19 protein-coding genes are annotated in these 17,581 nt (G+C 64.2%); 10 read left to right on the top strand and 9 right to left on the bottom strand.

Annotation, left to right across the window (positions count from 1 at the left end; all coding sequences use genetic code 11):
- Positions 1-178: 178 nt before the first annotated feature.
- Together ABEH27_RS00365 and ABEH27_RS00360 are read right to left on the bottom strand one after the other, a co-directional pair.
- Entirely contained in the window at positions 179-649 is a 471-nt protein-coding gene (locus ABEH27_RS00365; RefSeq protein ID WP_346611664.1) for an RNA methyltransferase, read from the bottom strand.
- A gap of 73 nt (positions 650-722) precedes the next feature.
- A complete protein-coding gene (locus tag ABEH27_RS00360) occupies positions 723-1,094 on the bottom strand; it encodes a YajD family HNH nuclease (protein ID WP_012315716.1) in 372 nt (123 codons plus the stop codon).
- Between the two features lie 131 nt (positions 1,095-1,225).
- Here ABEH27_RS00360 and ABEH27_RS00355 point away from each other — a divergent pair, with 131 nt between their 5' ends.
- Positions 1,226-1,504, top strand: coding sequence for a hypothetical protein (locus tag ABEH27_RS00355; protein ID WP_346611663.1), 279 nt, complete (start codon positions 1,226-1,228; stop codon positions 1,502-1,504).
- On the opposite strand, the gene ABEH27_RS00350 is transcribed toward ABEH27_RS00355, so the two are convergent.
- Both ABEH27_RS00350 and ABEH27_RS00345 read right to left on the bottom strand, forming a co-directional pair.
- Positions 1,501-1,968: a cyclic nucleotide-binding domain-containing protein gene (locus ABEH27_RS00350; RefSeq protein WP_346611662.1), complete on the bottom strand. Its 468-nt coding sequence runs from the start codon at positions 1,966-1,968 to the stop codon at positions 1,501-1,503. The two genes, ABEH27_RS00355 and ABEH27_RS00350, sit on opposite strands and share 4 nt — an antisense overlap.
- 168 nt (positions 1,969-2,136) lie before the next feature.
- On the bottom strand, positions 2,137-4,179 hold the full coding sequence (locus ABEH27_RS00345; protein ID WP_346611661.1) for a S9 family peptidase: 2,043 nt from the start codon (positions 4,177-4,179) through the stop codon (positions 2,137-2,139).
- A gap of 82 nt (positions 4,180-4,261) precedes the next feature.
- Between ABEH27_RS00345 and ABEH27_RS00340 the strand changes: the two genes are divergently transcribed.
- Genes ABEH27_RS00340 through ABEH27_RS00330 form a run of 3 tightly spaced genes read left to right on the top strand, consistent with a single transcriptional unit; the run spans position 4,262 to position 6,075 of the window.
- The gene (locus ABEH27_RS00340) at positions 4,262-4,756 is read left to right on the top strand and encodes an MFS transporter (protein WP_346611660.1); all 495 of its coding nucleotides are present in this window, start codon (positions 4,262-4,264) and stop codon (positions 4,754-4,756) included.
- 14 nt (positions 4,757-4,770) lie between these two features.
- A complete protein-coding gene (locus ABEH27_RS00335) occupies positions 4,771-5,544 on the top strand; it encodes a class II glutamine amidotransferase (protein WP_346611659.1) in 774 nt (257 codons plus the stop codon).
- 9 nt (positions 5,545-5,553) lie between these two features.
- Positions 5,554-6,075 carry a DUF2937 family protein gene (locus ABEH27_RS00330; protein WP_346611658.1) on the top strand — a complete coding sequence of 174 codons (522 nt, stop codon included), beginning with the start codon at positions 5,554-5,556 and terminating at the stop codon, positions 6,073-6,075.
- 131 nt (positions 6,076-6,206) lie between these two features.
- Here ABEH27_RS00330 and ABEH27_RS00325 read toward each other — a convergent pair whose 3' ends face one another.
- Positions 6,207-7,118, bottom strand: a complete 912-nt coding sequence (locus tag ABEH27_RS00325; protein WP_346611657.1) for a LysR family transcriptional regulator — start codon at positions 7,116-7,118, stop codon at positions 6,207-6,209.
- A 129-nt stretch (positions 7,119-7,247) separates the two neighbouring features.
- On the opposite strand from ABEH27_RS00325, the gene ABEH27_RS00320 reads away from it, so the two are divergent.
- From ABEH27_RS00320 to ABEH27_RS00305, 4 genes are read left to right on the top strand one after another with little or no spacing between them, the layout of a single operon-like run.
- Complete coding sequence (locus tag ABEH27_RS00320) at positions 7,248-8,534, top strand: MFS transporter (protein WP_346611656.1); 1,287 nt, start codon at positions 7,248-7,250, stop codon at positions 8,532-8,534.
- Between the two features lie 9 nt (positions 8,535-8,543).
- Complete coding sequence (locus ABEH27_RS00315; protein ID WP_346611655.1) at positions 8,544-9,323, top strand: 5-oxoprolinase subunit PxpA; 780 nt, start codon at positions 8,544-8,546, stop codon at positions 9,321-9,323.
- A complete protein-coding gene (pxpB, locus tag ABEH27_RS00310) occupies positions 9,320-10,015 on the top strand; it encodes a 5-oxoprolinase subunit PxpB (protein ID WP_346611654.1) in 696 nt (231 codons plus the stop codon). The genes ABEH27_RS00315 and pxpB overlap by 4 nt, the downstream gene beginning before the upstream one ends.
- Positions 10,012-10,929, top strand: coding sequence for a biotin-dependent carboxyltransferase family protein (locus tag ABEH27_RS00305; RefSeq protein WP_346611653.1), 918 nt, complete (start codon positions 10,012-10,014; stop codon positions 10,927-10,929). The genes pxpB and ABEH27_RS00305 overlap by 4 nt, the downstream gene beginning before the upstream one ends.
- A gap of 103 nt (positions 10,930-11,032) precedes the next feature.
- Here ABEH27_RS00305 and ABEH27_RS00300 read toward each other — a convergent pair whose 3' ends face one another.
- The 3 genes from ABEH27_RS00300 to ABEH27_RS00290 all read right to left on the bottom strand — a co-directional run bounded on the left by ABEH27_RS00300 (position 11,033) and on the right by ABEH27_RS00290 (position 14,373).
- A complete protein-coding gene (locus ABEH27_RS00300; RefSeq protein WP_346611652.1) occupies positions 11,033-12,211 on the bottom strand; it encodes a VWA domain-containing protein in 1,179 nt (392 codons plus the stop codon).
- Positions 12,212-12,223: 12 nt separating this feature from the next.
- Positions 12,224-13,069 carry a MoxR family ATPase gene (locus ABEH27_RS00295; RefSeq protein WP_012315697.1) on the bottom strand — a complete coding sequence of 282 codons (846 nt, stop codon included), beginning with the start codon at positions 13,067-13,069 and terminating at the stop codon, positions 12,224-12,226.
- A gap of 230 nt (positions 13,070-13,299) precedes the next feature.
- On the bottom strand, positions 13,300-14,373 hold the full coding sequence (locus ABEH27_RS00290) for a DUF748 domain-containing protein (protein WP_346611651.1): 1,074 nt from the start codon (positions 14,371-14,373) through the stop codon (positions 13,300-13,302).
- 132 nt (positions 14,374-14,505) lie between these two features.
- Between ABEH27_RS00290 and cysK the strand changes: the two genes are divergently transcribed.
- Both cysK and ABEH27_RS00280 read left to right on the top strand, forming a co-directional pair.
- Complete coding sequence (cysK, locus tag ABEH27_RS00285) at positions 14,506-15,480, top strand: cysteine synthase A (RefSeq protein ID WP_346611650.1); 975 nt, start codon at positions 14,506-14,508, stop codon at positions 15,478-15,480.
- Positions 15,481-15,652: 172 nt separating this feature from the next.
- The gene (locus tag ABEH27_RS00280) at positions 15,653-16,588 is read left to right on the top strand and encodes an aspartyl/asparaginyl beta-hydroxylase domain-containing protein (protein ID WP_346611649.1); all 936 of its coding nucleotides are present in this window, start codon (positions 15,653-15,655) and stop codon (positions 16,586-16,588) included.
- 115 nt (positions 16,589-16,703) lie between these two features.
- Here the strand turns inward: ABEH27_RS00280 and ABEH27_RS00275 are convergent, their stop codons facing one another.
- Positions 16,704-17,561, bottom strand: a complete 858-nt coding sequence (locus ABEH27_RS00275; RefSeq protein ID WP_346611648.1) for an Ig-like domain-containing protein — start codon at positions 17,559-17,561, stop codon at positions 16,704-16,706.
- Positions 17,562-17,581 lie beyond the last annotated feature (20 nt).

Genomic DNA, 17,581 nt, shown 5'->3' with positions numbered 1-17,581 from the left:
CCTCATCGCCGGCAAGCCGGCTCCCACATGGATCTCCAAAGGTCAAAAGGCCTGTGGGGTGCCTGGACTGCCCGCCAAGGGTTGGATTGGTGTCCAACTTCCTGGGGGCAGTCCATACCTGTGGGAGCCGGCTTGCCGGCGATGAGGCCATCCTGACACCACAAAGGCGGCTTTTCTGTTACTTGAACTTGGGCCCCGAACGGGTGTTCAAGCCCTTGGCCATGCGGTCATACAGCACCACATTGACCGTCGCCGCCAGGTTCATGCAGCCCTGGGTGGGGATGTAGATGGTCTCTTCGCACCACGCCCGCACGTCGGCGTCCAGGCTGCCGTCTTCGGGCCCGAAAATGTAGATGGCGCGGTCTGGATGGGTGTAATCGGGCAGCGGCCGGGCGCCGTCCACCAACTCCACGGCCACCGGCGTGCAACCCAGCGGGATGATGCGCTGCAGGTCGTCGATACCGATCAGCGGGATGTCGTAGTGCACACGTTTGGTGTCAGTGACGAAATCGCGCGCGCGTTCATAGCGCTTGCCGGTGTAGAACACCGAGTTGACGCCGTAGCAACCCGCTGCGCGCATCACCGAACCGACGTTCTCCGCAGACTTGGGGTTGAACAGGCCGATGCAGCTGTACCGTTTGTTTGCCACGTGCCGGGGCCCTTCGCAAAAAAAGAGCGCGATTATACGGGCTTGCCGGCAGCAGCGGTGGCTGTATCGACGGTCAGTCTTTTTTCAGTAGGCCCGCCAGCCCGGCGAACGGGTTGTGGGTGGCCTTGGCGATGCTCGGGGTGCTGGTGGAGCCTTCGCTGAAGTACTGCTGGTCGGTGTAGCGCGAGTGCTCGTTGTCGTGGCAGTACAGGCACAGCAGCTCCCAGTTGGAGCCGTCCTGCGGGTTGTTGTCATGGTTGTGGTCGCGGTGGTGCACGGTCAGCTCGCTCAGGCGTTTGCCGGCGAATTCACGGGCGCAGCGGCCGCACACGTGCGGGTACATTCTCAGGGCCTTGTCACGGTAGCCCATCTCCTTGTCGCGCTTGGCATCGGCGAGGATGCGGTCGAGGCGGGCGGTGGCGGCGGAAGTGGAAGCCGAACTCATGGTGTTTCCTTTGTTCTGATCAGGCAGATAACGGTTATGCCCATGAGTCTAGCGCGCCTGTGGGGCAGGCGGACAGGCGAAAACTTTCATAACGGCGTAGCCTGTAGGAATGTTCAGACAGGAGGTTGCTGATGTTGCATGCGATCCTCGCCGCGCTGTTGCTGGCCGGCCTGCCCGTGGCCCAGGCCGCCAGCACGCCGCCACGTATCACCACGCCGGTGCCCGGGGCGCCCGGCACCGCGACGCCCACGCCGTACCCGCAGATCACCCCGAGTACCCCGCCCAAGGCCTATGACAGCCAGCCTGGCGCGCCGCTGCTGCCGCCGATGCCGGTGCCCGGCCCGCCGAAGGACCAGCCTTTGCCCGGCTTGCGCACCGAGCCTGCCAAACCGGCGGCGGATGACGACTAAAGCGCCAGGCGTTGGCCGTCCTGCATGCGCAGGCGTTTCGACAGGGCCACGGCCAGCGCGCGGATGATCCGTGCGGCGATGCGTGGCGCTTCGTTGAGCATCTTTTCCAGGGAGTCCTTGCCCAGGGTCAGCAGTTGGCAGTCGCTGGCGGCGACGCAACTGGCCGAGCGGCGTTCGCCGTCGAGCACGGCCATTTCGCCAAAGGCCCGGCCGCTGCGCAGGGTGGCGATTTCCAGCTGATTGCCGGTGGCGTCGGTCTTGCGTACAGAAACCACGCCACGGTGCAGGATGCACATGAACGTACCGGCGTCGCCTTCGTTGAAAATGGTTTCGCCCTCAGCCATGGCGGCCAGGCTGAAATAGCCCGCGGCGGTCAGGCAGTCGCTGGGTTGCAGGGTGTCGAACAGGCCGCAGTCCATGAGCATGTCGCGGATCTCGGCGCTGAAGTGGGTCTGGTCGGGCATGTGTTGTTCTTCTTGGCGGGTGTTGTCCGAAAGCGTGTGGGCAGCTGATGGCGCTATCGCCGGCAAGCCGGCTCCTACAGGTTTCGCACCGCCCTCGACCTGTGGGAGCCGGCTTGCCGGCGATGGGGCCATCAGCCCTTGCGAACCTATGACAGCAGAAAACGTGATTTACACCACGCCCAGCTCATTGAAGACAAACGCGTATTCCAGCGCCACATCTTTCAGCCCCTGATACCGCCCGCTCATGCCGCCATGCCCTGCACCCATCTCGGTCTTGAGCAGCAGCAGGTTGTCGTCGGTCTTGCACGTGCGCAGGCGCGCCACCCACTTGGCCGCTTCCCAGTACTGCACGCGGCTGTCGTTGTAGCCGGCGACCACCAGCATGGCCGGGTAGGCCTGGGCGCGGACGTTCTCGTACGGCGCGTAAGCCTTGATGCGCTCGTACACCTCTGGCTCTTCGGGGTTACCCCATTCGTCGTACTCGGTGACGGTCAGCGGCAGCTCGGGGTCGAGCATGGTGTTGAGCACATCGACGAACGGCACTTCGGCGATCGCGCAGCGGAACAGCTCGGGGCGCAGGTTGAGCACCGCACCCATCAGCAGGCCACCGGCGCTGCCGCCGCTGATGGCCAGGCGGTCGGAGGCCGTCACGCCCTGGGCGATCAGGTGCTCGGCGCAGGCGATGAAGTCGCTGAAGCTGTTGTGCTTGTGCGCTTGCTTGCCGGCGCGATACCAGGCTTCACCCAGCTCGCCGCCACCGCGCACATGGGCGATTGCAAAGCCGACGCCGCGTTGCAGCAGGCTCAGGCGGGCGTGCGAGAACCACGGGTCGAGGCTTTCGCCATAGGCGCCGTAGCCGTAGAGGTACAGGGGCACGGTCTTGCCCAGGTCCTGCTTGCGGCGCACCAGGCTGATCGGCACCTGGGTGCCGTCTGCGGCAGTGGCCCACAGGCGCTCGCTGACATAATCGTCGGCATCGAACTCACCCAGCACCGGGGTCTGCTTGAGCACCACCTGCGCGCCCGTGGCCAGGTCCAGCTGGCGTACCTGGGCTGGGCGGTTGAGCGCCTCGTAGCGCAGGCGCACGCGGGTGCTGGCGAATTCCAGGCTGTCCTGCACGTACAGGCTGTAGGCCGCATCCGGCAGTTCGACGCGGTAGGCCGGCAGACCTTGCGGGCGCACTTCGATGATCGGCAGGCCGCCTTCGCGCAGGCTCAGGGTCAGGGCGTCGGCATTCAGGCTGAGGCCCTCGAGCATGATGTCGTCGCGGTGCGGCACCAGCACCTGCCATTGCGCGCGGGTGGGCACCTGGTCTGCCGGGGCGTGGAAAAGGGCGAAGTTGATGCCGTCCTGGTTGCTGCGAATGAACCAGCGCCACTGGCCATCGAGCTGACCGTGGTCGGGGAAGTATTCATGGCCTTCGACACGGGGCGCCAGGCATGAGAATGCGGCCTGTGGCGTTTCGGCATCGAGCACCCAGGCCTCGCTGGTGGTCTTGCTGTTGAGCAGCAGCACCAGTTGTTTTTCCGAGCTTGAGCGGTAGCAGTGCAGGAAGAAGCGGCCATCGTCTTCTTCGAAAACGGTTTCTGCGCCCTCGATGCCCAGGGTATGGCGGCGCAGGCGGCACGGCCGGTGGGTGTCGTCTAGCTCGGCAAAAAACAGTGTCTGGCTGTCGTTGGCCCACGTCAGGCTGCCGTCGCAATCGTCGAAGGGCAGGGCGGTGACACTGCCGTTGGTCAGGTCCTTGACGTACAGGGTGTAGACCTCGTCGCCACTGGTATCGAGGCTGTAGGCCAGCAAGCGGTGGTCAGGGCTGACGTTGAACGCCCCCAGGGACAGAAAACCGCCGTTGGCCAGGGCATTGGGGTCGAGCAGGAGTTGCTCCTGGCTTTCGTCGACGGTGTTGGAGTCATCCGCCGGGCGTGGGCAGCGGTAGTGGCGCGGGTATTCGTCACCGGCGGTGGTGCGGGTGTAGTAGAGGTAAGGGCCCCAGGGCGAAGGCAGCGACAGGTCGGTTTCGAGGATGCGGGCTTTGATCTCTTCGAACAATTGCTCGCGCAGGGGCGCCTGGTCGGCCAGGCAGGCCTCCTGGTAGGCGTTCTCGGCCTGCAGGTACTCGAGCACTTCAGGGGTGTCGCGCTGTTGCAGCCAGGCGTAGGGGTCGGTGGCCTGGTCCGGGCGGGCAATGGGAGGCTTGAGCGCGTTGGGCATCGGGGATCTCTTGGCTAGGGGGCGCCTGCGCCCGGAAAAGTGTTTATCATAGGCAACTCTTTGCCTGGCTTGCACGATCACCATGACCGAGAACGACTATACCCTCGCCTGGGGCCTCTACGCCGTTGCTGCCCTGGGCTGCATCTGGGTGGGTTTCAAACTCACCGGCTGGATGTGGCGCTGGCTGCGTGAGCCGCTGCGGGTCATCCTCGCGGTCCTGCTGCTGACCCCGACCGTGGTCGACCCGGGCAAGGATGCCATGGCCCCGGCCATTGCCATCACCGCCCTGGACGTTGCCTTCAAGGTCGGCAACAACGCCTGGCGCGCGGTCTCCGACTTTGCCATGTACGGCCTGATCGCCTTTGGCCTGTACCTGGCCTTCGTGCTGCTGCGCTGGCCGCTGGAAAAACGCGCCCGCGAGCGCCGCGCACAGGCTGAAGCGGCTGCCCAGCGCCAGGCCGCCGAAGACGAGGCGGTCGGCATGGGCGCCCCGCTGGCCGGCGAACGCCGCGACCGTTACCGCAACGACCCGCCGCCTGCCGCACCCGCTGGCGGCCGGGTCGAGCCACGTCTGTAAGCCGGGAGACCGCCATGTGCGAATTGCTGGGCATGAGTGCCAACGTCCCCACTGATATCGTCTTCAGCTTCACCGGCCTCATGCAGCGCGGTGGGCGCACCGGCCCGCACCGTGATGGCTGGGGCATCGGCTTTTACGAAGGCCGCGGCCTGCGCCTGTTCCAGGACCCGGCCGCGAGCAGCGAGTCGGAAGTGGCCAACCTGGTGCAGCGTTACCCGATCAAGAGCGAAGTGGTGATCGGCCACATCCGCCAGGCCAACGTTGGCCGGGTGTGCCTGTCCAATACCCACCCGTTCGTCCGCGAAATGTGGGGCCGCAACTGGTGCTTCGCGCACAACGGGCAGTTGGGCGAGTTCACGGGGGAAGCGACCTTCTATCGGCCGATCGGCGACACCGACAGCGAAGCCGCCTTCTGCGACCTGCTCAACCGCATCCGCGCGGCCTTCCCGGAGCCTGTGGAGGTGGAACAGCTGCTGCCGGTGCTGGTCGAAGCCTGTGCCGAGTACCGCGGCAAGGGCGTGTTCAATTGCCTGCTCAGCGACGGCGACTGGTTGTTCTGCTTCTGCTCGACCAAGCTGGTACACATTACCCGTCGCGCGCCGTTTGGTGCTGCGCGCCTGAAGGATGTCGACCTTATCGTCGATTTTCACACCGAAACCACCCCCAATGACGTGGTCACGGTGATAGCCACCGAGGCCTTGACCGAGAACGAGACCTGGCGGCGCTACGAGCCCGGCCAGTGGGCCCTGTGGCGGCACGGAGAGTGCGTTTCGCAAGGCCAGAGCTAAGGACGCTGCATGTTCAGAAGTTACCTGCGGTTGCTGCTGTTCACCTTCGGCCTGCTGGCCGGTATCCAGGTGCCTGGGCTGGTCAAGGACTACAGCCAGCGGGTCGAGGCGCACCTGTTCGAATCGCGCCAGGCGCTCGATGGCTTCCAGCAGACGGCTGAACGGTTCTTCAATGGTGACCTGCAGGCACTGTTGCGGCACTACCGCAGCAGCGATGACCCAGTGTTCAACAGTGATGCCAACAGCATCGAGAGCCTGATGATCCGCAACCAGTTGCTGGAGGCCGAGTGGCAGGCACTGCAGGGCTCCTGGGTGACCACGACCTGGCATGTGCTGGTGCAGCCCGACCCGCAGCTGCGCGAAGAGACGCTCAAGGGCTACAGCTACCAGATTCTGCTGGTGCCCGAAGCCATCGGCTGGGGCATTGGCGCCGGGTTTGTGCTGGCGTTCGTGGTCGAGAGCCTGTTGCTGGGGATCGGCTGGGTGATTCTGGGCGGGCGGCGCAAGGCGGTTGAAGAGAGCTGGCGCTGAGCCTTGGGGTGTCCTGTGCCGGCCTCTTCGCGGGGCAAGCCCGCTCCCACAGAATGCCCGCTGAGTCACAGATCTGCGGTGAGTCTGTGGGAGCGGGCTTGTCCCGCGAAGAGGCCGGTGCTGATACCCACTCAGACCAACACAATCCGCTGCCCGCCGACATCCCGCGCATACCGCTCCAGCACCTGCCGGCATACCCCGACCACCTCATCCACCAGCGCCACCCCGGTCTGCCAGGCCACCACCAGCTCCAGGCTTGGCGGTGGCTGTAGGCCCGCCAGCAGCACCAACTCCCCCCGGCTCAATTCGGCATCCACCAGTGCCGGTGGTAGGGCGCCGATGCCAAAGCCATCGCGCAGCAGGCGGGTGATCGCCGCCACCGAGTTCACGCAGTTCAGCTGTGGTGCTTCGACTCCCGCGCCCTGTAGCAGGCTGAGCACCTCCTGGTGCGGCCGCGAGTTCTTCGAAAACGTGACGATACGCTCACGGGCGAGTTCGGCCAGCGAATGGTAATCGCGGTGCTGGGCGGAACCGGCCGCCACCACCCAGCCCATGGGGTAGCGCGCCAGGTCCTGGCTGCGGATTGATTGTTCGCGCAGCAGGTCGGTCTGTAGGATCACGTCGAGAAAGCCTTTTTGCAGCTGTTCGCGCAGGTTCAGTGCGGTATCGGCGACCAGTTCGATTTCCACCTGTGGGTAGCGTTCGGTCAGCTCGGCCACCAATGCGCTCATCCAGGTGTGGATCACCGTGTCCATCACGCCCAGGCGAATACGCCCGACCTTGGCGCGGTCGCTGTCCAGCGACTGCTTCATGGCCTTGGCGGTATCCAGCATGCGCTCGGCATATTCCAGCACCTTGCTGCCCTGCGGCGTCAGGCTGACACCGCGCGAGTCGCGCAACAGCAGCTTGACCCCAAGGTCGGCCTCCAGCGCGGCGATGCGGCTGGATACCGAGGCCTGGGTGGTGAACAGTTTTTCGGCGGTGAGGCGGAAGCTCTTGAGCCGGGCCACCCAGACGAAGGTTTCGAGGAAACGAAGGTTCATGATCAGTTTTTCTTGTTCCAGACCGGCGGTTTTTCTCGTTGGACGCAGAGGGCGTGGGCTCTGAACATGGCGCACAGGCCGCGACGCCAGACGTCGCCCATAAAACAATACCAACAAGCCGAGGCAAGCATGAACCCAAGCGGCGTGCAGCAACAGGTGCAATCCCCACCTTCGACCGGGCCATTCGCCTGGTACCGCGATATCGACTCCCAGCAACGGCGCACCTTCTGGAGCTGCAAGATCGGCTATGGCCTGGACGGCATGGACACCCAGATGCTCAGCTTCGTCATCCCCACGCTGATCATGCTGTGGGGCATCAGCACCGCCGAGGCCGGGCTGATCCACACCAGCACGCTGATCGCCTCGGCTGTCGGCGGCTGGGTCGCCGGCATCCTCTCCGACCGCATCGGCCGGGTCCGCACCCTGCAGCTGACGGTGCTGTGGTTCGCCTTCTTCACCTTCCTTTGCGGCTTTGCGCAGAACTACGAACAGCTGCTGATCGCCCGCACTTTGATGGGCTTCGGCTTTGGCGGCGAGTGGACCGCTGGCGCGGTGCTGATCGGCGAAGTGATTCGCGCCCAGGACCGTGGCAAGGCGGTGGGCATGGTGCAATCGGGCTGGGCCCTTGGCTGGGGGCTTACCGCGATCCTGTATGCGCTGCTGTTTTCCTGGCTGCCGGCGGAGCAGGCCTGGCGCGCGCTGTTCCTGCTGGGGCTGGTGCCGGCGATTTTCGTGATCTTCGTCCGCCGCCTGGTCAAGGACCCCGAGGTGTATCGCCAGGCCAAGGCCGTGGAAAAGGCCGAAGCACCGGCGCAGTTCTATGAAATCTTCGCCCCCGGCATGCTCTGGACCACCGTGCGGGCGTCCCTGCTGACCACCGGCGCGCTGGGCGGCTACTACGCCATCACCTCGTGGCTGCCGACCTTCCTCAAGACCGAGCGCGGCCTGAGCGTGCTGGGCACCGGCGGCTACCTGGCGATGGTCATCGTCGGCTCCTACGTGGGCTATGTGGTCAGCGCGTACTTGTCCGACATTCTGGGGCGCAAGAAGAACTTCATCCTGTTCGCCGTGGGCTCCTTCATCATTGTGCTGCTGTACACGCAGCTGCCGGTCAGCGATGGCGTGATGCTGTGGCTGGGCTTCCCGCTGGGCTTCTTCGCCTCGGGCATCTTCAGCGGCATGGGGGCATTTCTCACCGAACTGTTCCCTACCCGTATCCGTGGGTCGGGGCAGGGCTTCTGCTACAACATCGGCAAGGTCTTCGCGGCGATGTTCCCGTTGCTGATCGGCCTGCTCGGTCAGACCATACCACTGGGCCTGAGCATCGGTGGCTTTGCCGCCGTGTCCTATGGCGTGGTGATCGTGGCAGCGCTGAGCCTGCCGGAAACTCGCGGCAAACACCTGCAGGCGCGCTAAGGTAGGCACATGAACATCGACACGGGAGCACGCCAGGTGAAACGCCTGCTACTCAATTGCGACATGGGCGAAAGTTTCGGCAGCTGGCGCATGGGCCTGGATGCCGAGGTGATGCCGTACATCGACTGCGCCAACATCGCCTGCGGCTACCATGCCGGCGACCCTTCCACCATGCGCCGCACGGTGGCCCTGGCGCTGCAGCATGGGGTGACCATCGGCGCCCACCCGGCCTACCCGGACCTGGTCGGCTTCGGCCGCCGTTCCATGGCCTGCAGCAGCGAGGAAATCCGCGACCTGCTGCATTACCAGATCGGCGCCCTGGACGGCATCTGCAAGGTGCTTGGCGGGCGCGTGGCGTACGTCAAACCCCATGGCGCGCTGTACAACGACATGATGGCCGACCCGCTCAAGCTGCGCGCCGTGCTCGAAGCCGTGGCCGCGTACGGCAGCAACCTGCCGCTGATGCTCATGGCCACCGCCGACGACAGCGCAGCCCAGGCCCTGGGCGATGAGATCGGCGTGCCGCTGTGGTTCGAGGCCTTCGCCGACCGTGCGTACACCGCCAGCGGCCACCTGCTGTCGCGGCGGCTGCCCGGCGCGGTGCACCACGCCCCGGCGCTGGTGATTGAACAGGCCCTGCGCCTGGCCCGGGGTGAAACCCTGGTTGCGGACGATGGCAGCGCGCTGCGCCTGCACGCCAGCACCCTGTGCGTGCATGGTGACAACGACAGTTCGGTGGCAGCGGTGCGGCAGATTCGCCAGGCACTCGATGCGCTGGAGCACGCATGAAATTGCGCATTGAAGTGGTCGCCATCGACAGCCTGATGGTGCGCCTGTTCGACGCCATCGACGAGGCCAACATGCCGTGGATGCTCGCGGCCAGCCAGCGGTTGAGCGCCGCGTTCGGCACGCATCTGGTAGATCTGGTGCCGTCCTACACCACGCTGATGGTGCAGTTCGCAATGCCGCCAGGGCAGGCGAGGGCGCTGATCACCCAGGCGCTGGAAGGGCTGCAGCCCGACACCGGCAGCGGTGGCCGTCGGCATGAAATCCCGGTTTGGTACGACGCCAGCGTCGGCCCCGAACTGCCAGTGCTGGCTGCCCGCAGTGGTCTTGGCGAGCAGGAGGTAGTCCGCCTGCACAGCGAGCGCGAATACCCGGTGTTCGCCCTCGGTTTTGCCCCAGGCTTCGGCTTCATGGGGCTGGTGGACGAGCGCTTGGCATCGCCGCGCCTGAGCACCCCACGCAAGCGCGTGGCGGCCGGCAGCGTGGGTATTGCCGAACGCCAGACAGCGGCCTATCCCGCCGTATCGCCGGGCGGCTGGAATTTGATCGGGCGTACCCCGGTGCGCCTGTTCGACCGCGAACGTGAAGGTTACAGCCTGCTGCAACCGGGCGACCGGGTGCGCTTCGTGGCGGTGTCCCACGCCGAGTTCAGGGCGCTGGGAGGGGATGACAGCCCGCTGGAGGCATTGGTATGACGCAGTTGAGGATCGAAGCCAGCACCGCCTTGTGCCAGCTGCAGGACGCTGGCCGCTTTGGCGTGCGCCACTTGGGCGTGACCCAGGGGGGGGCGCTGGATTGGGTGGCAATGAACTGGGCCAACTGGCTACTGGGCAACCCGCTGGGTGCGCCGGTGGTGGAAGTGGCGCTGGGCGGCTTCACGGTAGTGGCCGAGCAGGACTGCGTGCTGGCCCTGGCCGGCGCCGACCTGGATGCGCGGGTGGATGACCAGCCGCAGCTTGCGTGGCGCAGTTTTACCTTGGCCAAGGGCCAGCGGCTTTCCTTGAAACAGCCCAAGCACGGCGTGCGCGCTTACATTGCAGCGCCGGGCGGCTTCCAGGGCGGGGTTGTGCTCGGCAGCTGCGCTACCGTGACGCGTGAAGGGCTGGGCGGCCTTGATGGCCATGGCGTGGCCCTTGGCAAAGGGCAGCTGTTGGCGTTTGCCGCCACGTTACCGGCCCTGCGTGAGGTGCCGGAGGCTCTGCGGCCCAGTTATCCGCACAAGCCTGTGCTCGACTTGGTGATGGGCGCGCAGATCGGTGATTTCAGTGGCATGAGCCTGTTCGAGGCCTTCAACAATGACTGGACGCTGGACAGCCGTGCCGATCGCATGGGCATCCGTTTGCTCGGGCCACAGTTGGTCTATCAGGGCGCGCCGATGATCTCCGAAGGGATTGCGCTGGGGGCGGTGCAGGTGCCGCCGGACGGGCAGCCGATCGTATTGCTCAATGACCGCCAGACCATTGGTGGGTACCCGCGGCTGGGGGCGTTGACGCCGTTGGCGTTGGCGCAGCTTGCGCAGTGCATGCCGGGAGAGACGGTCCGGTTCAGGGCGGTGGTGCAGGAAGAGGCTTGGCGGCAGCAGCAGGCTTATCTGAACCGTTGGCGTTGAAGCTGCCGGCCTCTTCGCGGGACAAGCCCGCTCCCACAGGTTTTTACTGCAGTTGAGCCTGTGGGAGTGGGCTTGTTCCGCGAGGAGGCCGGTGCAAGCGATATCACTTGGACAGGTAGCGCATCCCATCCTCCAACCCCTGCAAGGTCAGTGGATACATCTTGTCCTCGATCAAGTCCCGGACTAGATGGGTCGACGCCGTGTAATCCCAGGCCTGCTTCGGATACGGGTTGATCCAGATGACCTTCTTGAATTTTTCCATGAAGCGCTGAATCCACACGTAGCCTGCTTCTTCGTTCCAATGCTCCACGCTGCCACCCGGCTGGGTGATCTCGTAGGGCGCCATGGCCGCGTCACCGACGAACACCACCTTGTAGTCATCGCCGTACTTGTGCAACAGGTCGAAGGTGGAGAACCGCTCCGAGGTACGCCGCAGGTTGTTTTTCCACACCGACTCATACACGCAGTTGTGGAAGTAGTAGTACTCCAGGTGCTTGAACTCGGTCTTGCAGGCCGAGAACAGCTCTTCGCAGACTTTGACGTGGGCATCCATCGAGCCGCCGATGTCGAACAGCAACAGCAGCTTCACGGTATTGCGCCGTTCCGGGCGCATCTGGATGTTGAGCAACCCGGCGTCGCGTGCGGTGTGGTCGATGGTGCCGTCGATGTCCAGCTCTTCGGCGGCGCCTTCACGGGCGAACTTGCGCAGCCGGCGCAGGGCCAGCTTGATGTTGCGGGTGCCCAGTTCGACCTGGTCGTCGAGGTTCTTGTACTCCCGCTGGTCCCAGACTTTCACCGCCTTGCCCTGTCGCTTGCCGGCCTCGCCGACGCGAATGCCTTCAGGGTTGAAGCCGCCCGAGCCGAACGGGCTGGTGCCACCGGTGCCGATCCACTTGTTGCCGCCGGCGTGGCGCTCCTTTTGCTCTTCGAGGCGTTTCTTGAATTCCTCGATGAGCTTGTCCAGGCCGCCCAGCGACTGGATCTGCGCCCGCTCTTCATCGGTGAGCGAGCGCTCGAATTCCTTGCGCAGCCAGTCTTCGGGGATCAGTGCTTCCAGGTGCCGGTCGAGGTTCTCCAGGCCCTTGAAGTAAGCCGAAAACGCCCGGTCGAACTTGTCGAAATGGCGCTCGTCCTTCACCAGGATGGCGCGGGCCAGGTAGTAGAACTCGTCCATGTCGGCGAACACCACCCGCTGTTGCAGGGCATTGAGCAGGTCGAGCAGTTCGCGAACCGACACCGGCACCTTGGCCGCGCGCATTTCGTTGAACAGGTTGAGCAGCATGGCCGGCTCCTGTCAGCGGTTGCCGCGCCGGCTCATGAAGGCCAGGCGTTCGAGCAGCTGAACGTCCTGTTCGTTCTTCACCAGGGCGCCGGCCAGTGGCGGGATGGCCTTGGTCGGGTCGCGCTCGCGCAGCACCGCTTCGCCGATGTTGTCGGCCATCAGCAGCTTGAGCCAGTCGACCAGCTCGGAGGTGGAAGGCTTTTTCTTCAGGCCCGGCACCTTGCGCACGTCGAAGAACACGTCCAGCGCCTCGCTGACCAGCGACTGCTTGATGTTCGGGTAGTGCACATCGACGATCTGCTGCAGGGTGTCGCGGTCGGGGAAGGCGATGTAATGGAAGAAGCAGCGGCGCAGGAAGGCGTCGGGCAGCTCCTTTTCGTTGTTCGAGGTGATGATGATGATCGGGCGTTGCTTGGCCTTGATGGTCTCGTCGATTTCATAGACGTAGAACTCCATCTTGTCGAGTTCCTGCAACAGGTCGTTGGGGAACTCGATGTCGGCCTTGTCGATCTCGTCGATCAGCAGGATGACCCGCTCTTCGGCCTCGAAGGCTTCCCAGAGCTTGCCCTTCTTCAGGTAGTTGCGCACGTCGTGGACTTTTTCGGTACCCAACTGCGAATCGCGCAGGCGGCTGACCGCGTCGTACTCGTACAGCCCTTGGTGGGCCTTGGTGGTGGACTTGATGTGCCAGGTAATCAGCCGCGCGCCGAAGGAGGCGGCGAGCTGCTCGGCCAGCATGGTCTTGCCGGTGCCAGGCTCGCCCTTGACCAGCAGCGGGCGTTCGAGGGTGATGGCCGCGTTGACCGCCAGTTTCAGGTCGTCTGTGGCGACGTAGTCGCGGGTGCCTTCGAACTTCATCGGGAATGTCCTCTGCGGGGTGCCTGTCGCGGCCCTATCGCCGGCAAGCCGGCTCCCACAGATACCCCATCGCCCTTGAGCTCAGTGAGGCACCTGTGGGAGCCGGCTTGCCGGCGATAGGGCCAGTACAGGCAACACATGTTTATCGTTTGTCAGCGACTATACCCCGGCCTCGAACGCGTGCAAACGCAGACCGGGTATTCAGTCCCTGAATGGCCCGTCACGCACGCTCAGTCGGAATCAGGCTTGGGCTGCTCATACCGTGCATTGAATGCCTGAATAAAGCCGTTGCGCAGAATCTGCAAAAACGCCTCGATGGCGCTGATGTCCTGCTGATGCACGCTGCCGCTCAGCTCCACCCGGGTTGCGAACTGGTTTTTCGGCTGGTTCTTCAGCACTGTCTCGCTGGCCCCGACCAAGGCTTCCCACACCGAGCGGAAGAAGCCCTTGTTCTTGTTCTCGACGTCCTGCTGCCAATTGAACACGTCGACGTCGCGCAGCAACGGCTTGATGTAGCCATTGAGCCGGCCTTTTTCCGCTTGCGCCTCGATCACCACATCGCCGTGGCCGGCGTTGAAGTCGAACTTGCCGTAGGCACTGGCGAAGTCGTTGAGCCGGCGCAGTTCGATGCCGGTGGCGCGCAGGCGGAACTCGAAGTCGTCGAAATCGCTGAACGGGTCGAACGTGGCGCGGCTTTCGACCTTGGCATCGCCCAGCAGCAGTGCCTTGGCGTCGAAGCTGGCGTCGCGCCGGCCTTTTTCATCGCGCACGTTGGTCAGGTTGCGGATGTTGGCGTCGAGCTGGGTAGCCTTGAGGTCAACCGGCGGTTTGGAATTGAAGTTGTGAAAGGTCAGCGTGCCGTCATCGATGCGCACGTCGTTGAGGGTGATCGGCAACAGTTTTTCCAGCTGCTGGCGCCAGTCGGTACCGCGGCCGGTCTGCGAGGCCTGTTTGCTGCCACCGTCGACGAAGTTCAGCACCGGGCGCAAGAACGTGACTTCGGCCACCACGGCCTGGTCGTACCACAGCGAATGCCAGCTCACTGACAGGTCGATCAGCGGCGCGTCCAGTAGGGGCACGGGCACCTTGCCGCTAGTCTTGACGATTTTCAGGCCGTTGATCTGGTAAGCGCCGCGCCACCAGGCGAGGTCCACATCGACGACCTGGCCACGGTATTCACCCATGTCCGCCAGCTTGTCGTTGAGGTAATTGCGCACCAGGTAGGGCAGCGCCAGGTGCAGGGCCACCAGCAGCACGACCAGGCTGGCCAGGCCGATCAGCGGCCAGCGATAACGGGCTTTCATCGCGGCGTTCTCCAGGGTGGGTTGAGCGGTTGACCGCAGCGCTGCCGGGCGAGTTCGAACGGGCTTTACGGGCCACCGGGGCGGGCTTACCCTTTAAGTCTTTCCCTGCTATTTCATGCCAAGGACCCTGCCATGAGCCGTATCTACGCAGACAACGCCCATTCCATCGGCAACACGCCGCTGGTGCAGATCAACCGTATCGCCCCGCGCGGTGTGACCATCCTGGCCAAGATCGAGGGGCGCAACCCGGGCTACTCGGTCAAGTGCCGTATCGGTGCGAACATGGTCTGGGACGCCGAAAGCAGCGGCAAGCTCAAGCCCGGCATGACCATCGTCGAGCCGACTTCGGGCAACACCGGTATCGGCCTGGCATTTGTTGCCGCCGCCCGTGGCTACAAGCTGGTGCTGACCATGCCGGCGTCGATGAGCCTGGAGCGGCGCAAGGTGCTCAAGGCCCTGGGTGCCGAACTGGTGCTCACCGAGCCTGCCAAAGGCATGAAAGGCGCGATCGAAAAGGCCAACGAGATCGTTGCCTCGGACCCGGCGCAGTACTTTTTGCCTGGCCAGTTCGACAACCCGGCCAACCCGGCCATCCATGAAAAGACCACAGGCCCGGAGATCTGGAACGACACCGACGGCGCGGTCGACGTGCTGGTGGCCGGCGTCGGCACGGGCGGCACCATTACCGGTGTGTCGCGCTACATCAAGCACACTCAGGGCAAGTCGATCCTGTCGGTGGCGGTGGAGCCGGTGTCCTCGCCGCTGATCAGCCAGACCCTGGCCGGCGAAGCGCTCCAGCCCAGCCCGCACAAGATTCAGGGCATCGGCGCCGGTTTCGTGCCGAAGAACCTCGACCTGTCGATTGTCGACCAGGTCGAGACCGTGACTGACGAAGAATCCAAGGCCATGGCCATCCGCCTGATGCAGGAGGAGGGCATTCTTTGCGGTATTTCCTGTGGCGCGGCCATGGCGGCAGCCGTGCGCCTGGCGGAAAAACCGGAAATGCAGGGTAAGACCATCGTCGTAATCCTGCCCGACTCTGGCGAGCGCTACCTGTCGAGCATGCTGTTCAGCGACCTGTTCAGCGAGCAGGAAAACCAGCAGTAATCAGCCCTGCCGCTGATCCGGGGCAACGTTCGGCGGCGTGGTTTATTGCAAAATCTTCATGAGTGAGATCCCGCCCGGGTTGTTTTTACCCGGGCGGGAAGGGTTTATGATGGCCGGATGATTTTTCTGGAGGCAGGCAGCGCTGGCCTGCTTCCATTCCAAGGAGTGTTGCATGACCTTTTCCTTTGTCGCCAAGGCCGGTGTCCTGCTGGTGTTTTTCGGCAGCGTGCTCTACGTGCACCTGCGCGGCAAGGCGCGCCTGCCGGTGCTGCGCCAGTTCGTCAACCATTCGGCGCTGTTCGCCCCCTATAACAGCCTGATGTACCTGTTCTCCGGTGTGCCGTCCAAGCCCTACCTGGACCGCCAGCGCTTCCCCGAGCTGGACGTGCTCAAGGACAACTGGCAGGTGATTCGCGAAGAGGCCATGCGCCTGTTTGACGAGGGTTACATCCGCGCCGCGGAGAAAGACAACGACGCAGGTTTTGGTTCGTTCTTCAAGAAGGGCTGGAAGCGCTTTTACCTGAAGTGGTACGACAAACCGCTGCCGTCTGCCGAAACGCTGTGCCCGAAGACCGTCGAGCTGGTCAGCAGTATCCCCAACGTCAAAGGCGCGATGTTCGCCCTGCTGCCCGGTGGCAGCCACCTCAACCCGCACCGCGACCCGTTTGCCGGTTCCCTGCGTTACCACCTGGGTTTGTCGACGCCGAACTCCGACGACTGCCGCATCTACGTCGACGGCCAGGTCTACGCCTGGCGTGATGGCGAAGACGTGATGTTCGACGAAACCTATGTGCACTGGGTGAAGAACGAAACCGACGTCACCCGGGTGATCCTGTTCTGCGACATCGAACGCCCGCTGAGCAGCCCGCTGATGACCCGCATCAACCGCAAGGTCAGTGCCTTCCTCGGCCGCGCCACCGCGCCGCAGAACACCGACGACGAGCGCGTGGGCGGGATCAACCAGGCGTATGCCTGGAGCAAGCGCTTCAGCAACAGGATCAGCACCCGCGTGAAACAGTTCAAACGCGCCAACCCCAAGGCCTACCGCATCTTGCGGCCGGTGCTGGCGGTGGTGGTGGCATACCTGCTGTATCACTGGTTGTTCTGAGTCGGGCCTCAGGGGCGTGGTGCCCCGTTGTTCCAGCTGAGCGTTCAACGAGTAAGCCTGGGACGGTCTCCTGCTGGCCGGTGCGCATTCATCGGCGCCGGCCAGCCAGCATGCTTCAGTTTATGCCCGCTACCTGCCGCAGGGTGCCCGTGGCGGTCGATTCGCCCGTGATCACGGCGGTATGTGGGTGGAAGGTCCATGCGGTGTTAGCACCGATTGCCTGCCCCCAGATGGCCAGATCAGGTAGCCACTGCCTCATTTGGCTGCCGTACGTGCTTTTGAACAACGCCAAGTCGGACTGACTCGGTACACGCATACCCAGCCCCCTGCACAGCCTCTCAGCACCGCTGAAGGTCGCACTGCTAGCGAGCATTTCAAGCCCCACAAGGCCGGCTACGCTCAACGCGTACTGCCTCGTGGCGCCACCCGCCAGGATTGCGGTGATGGTGGTGTTCCCATTGCGCAACACGCTGACATTGCCCGTGCTGTCTACCGTCGCGACGCTCGCGTTACTGCTCGTGTAGCCAGTGGCACCCGTCAGCGGCCGGGCAAAATGCATTTGCGCGGGAAGGTTCTGGGGCAGTTTGATCACGCCATTGTGATAGAAAACCGGCAAACGCCGGGCTGACAGATCCACCACGTGGACACCGGAAAAGCCGTCACTGATGTCGAGGTTCAAGGGCGCGCTTGGGCCATCCTCGCCTACCGTGTAATAGACCTGCCGCCGACCGCTGCCCCGGGTGAAATACTGGTTGGCAAAGCGCAGGGTGATGGCCTGGTCGTTATGGTTGACCGGCAGGCTTTTGCTTGCCAGTTGCGTCCCATCAGCTTTGGCCAACACTACGGTGAGCTCCTGGCCTGCATACGCAGCTTCGAGCTGGATGTCGATCGCAGCGCCCTGCGGCGGCAACCGGTCAGGGTCCAGCCAGCCGGCGACGGTGTGTCGGGAACTTGGCGCGTTGAGGTTGCTCATGCGGTTGTCTCCTTTTGAGG

Origin of the sequence: Pseudomonas sp. P39-UII1 (assembly GCF_039672635.1) — a bacterium.
GTDB lineage: Bacteria > Pseudomonadota > Gammaproteobacteria > Pseudomonadales > Pseudomonadaceae > Aquipseudomonas.
The sequence above is the reverse complement of the archived record's forward strand: the minus strand, read 5'-3'. Positions and strand labels throughout refer to the sequence as shown.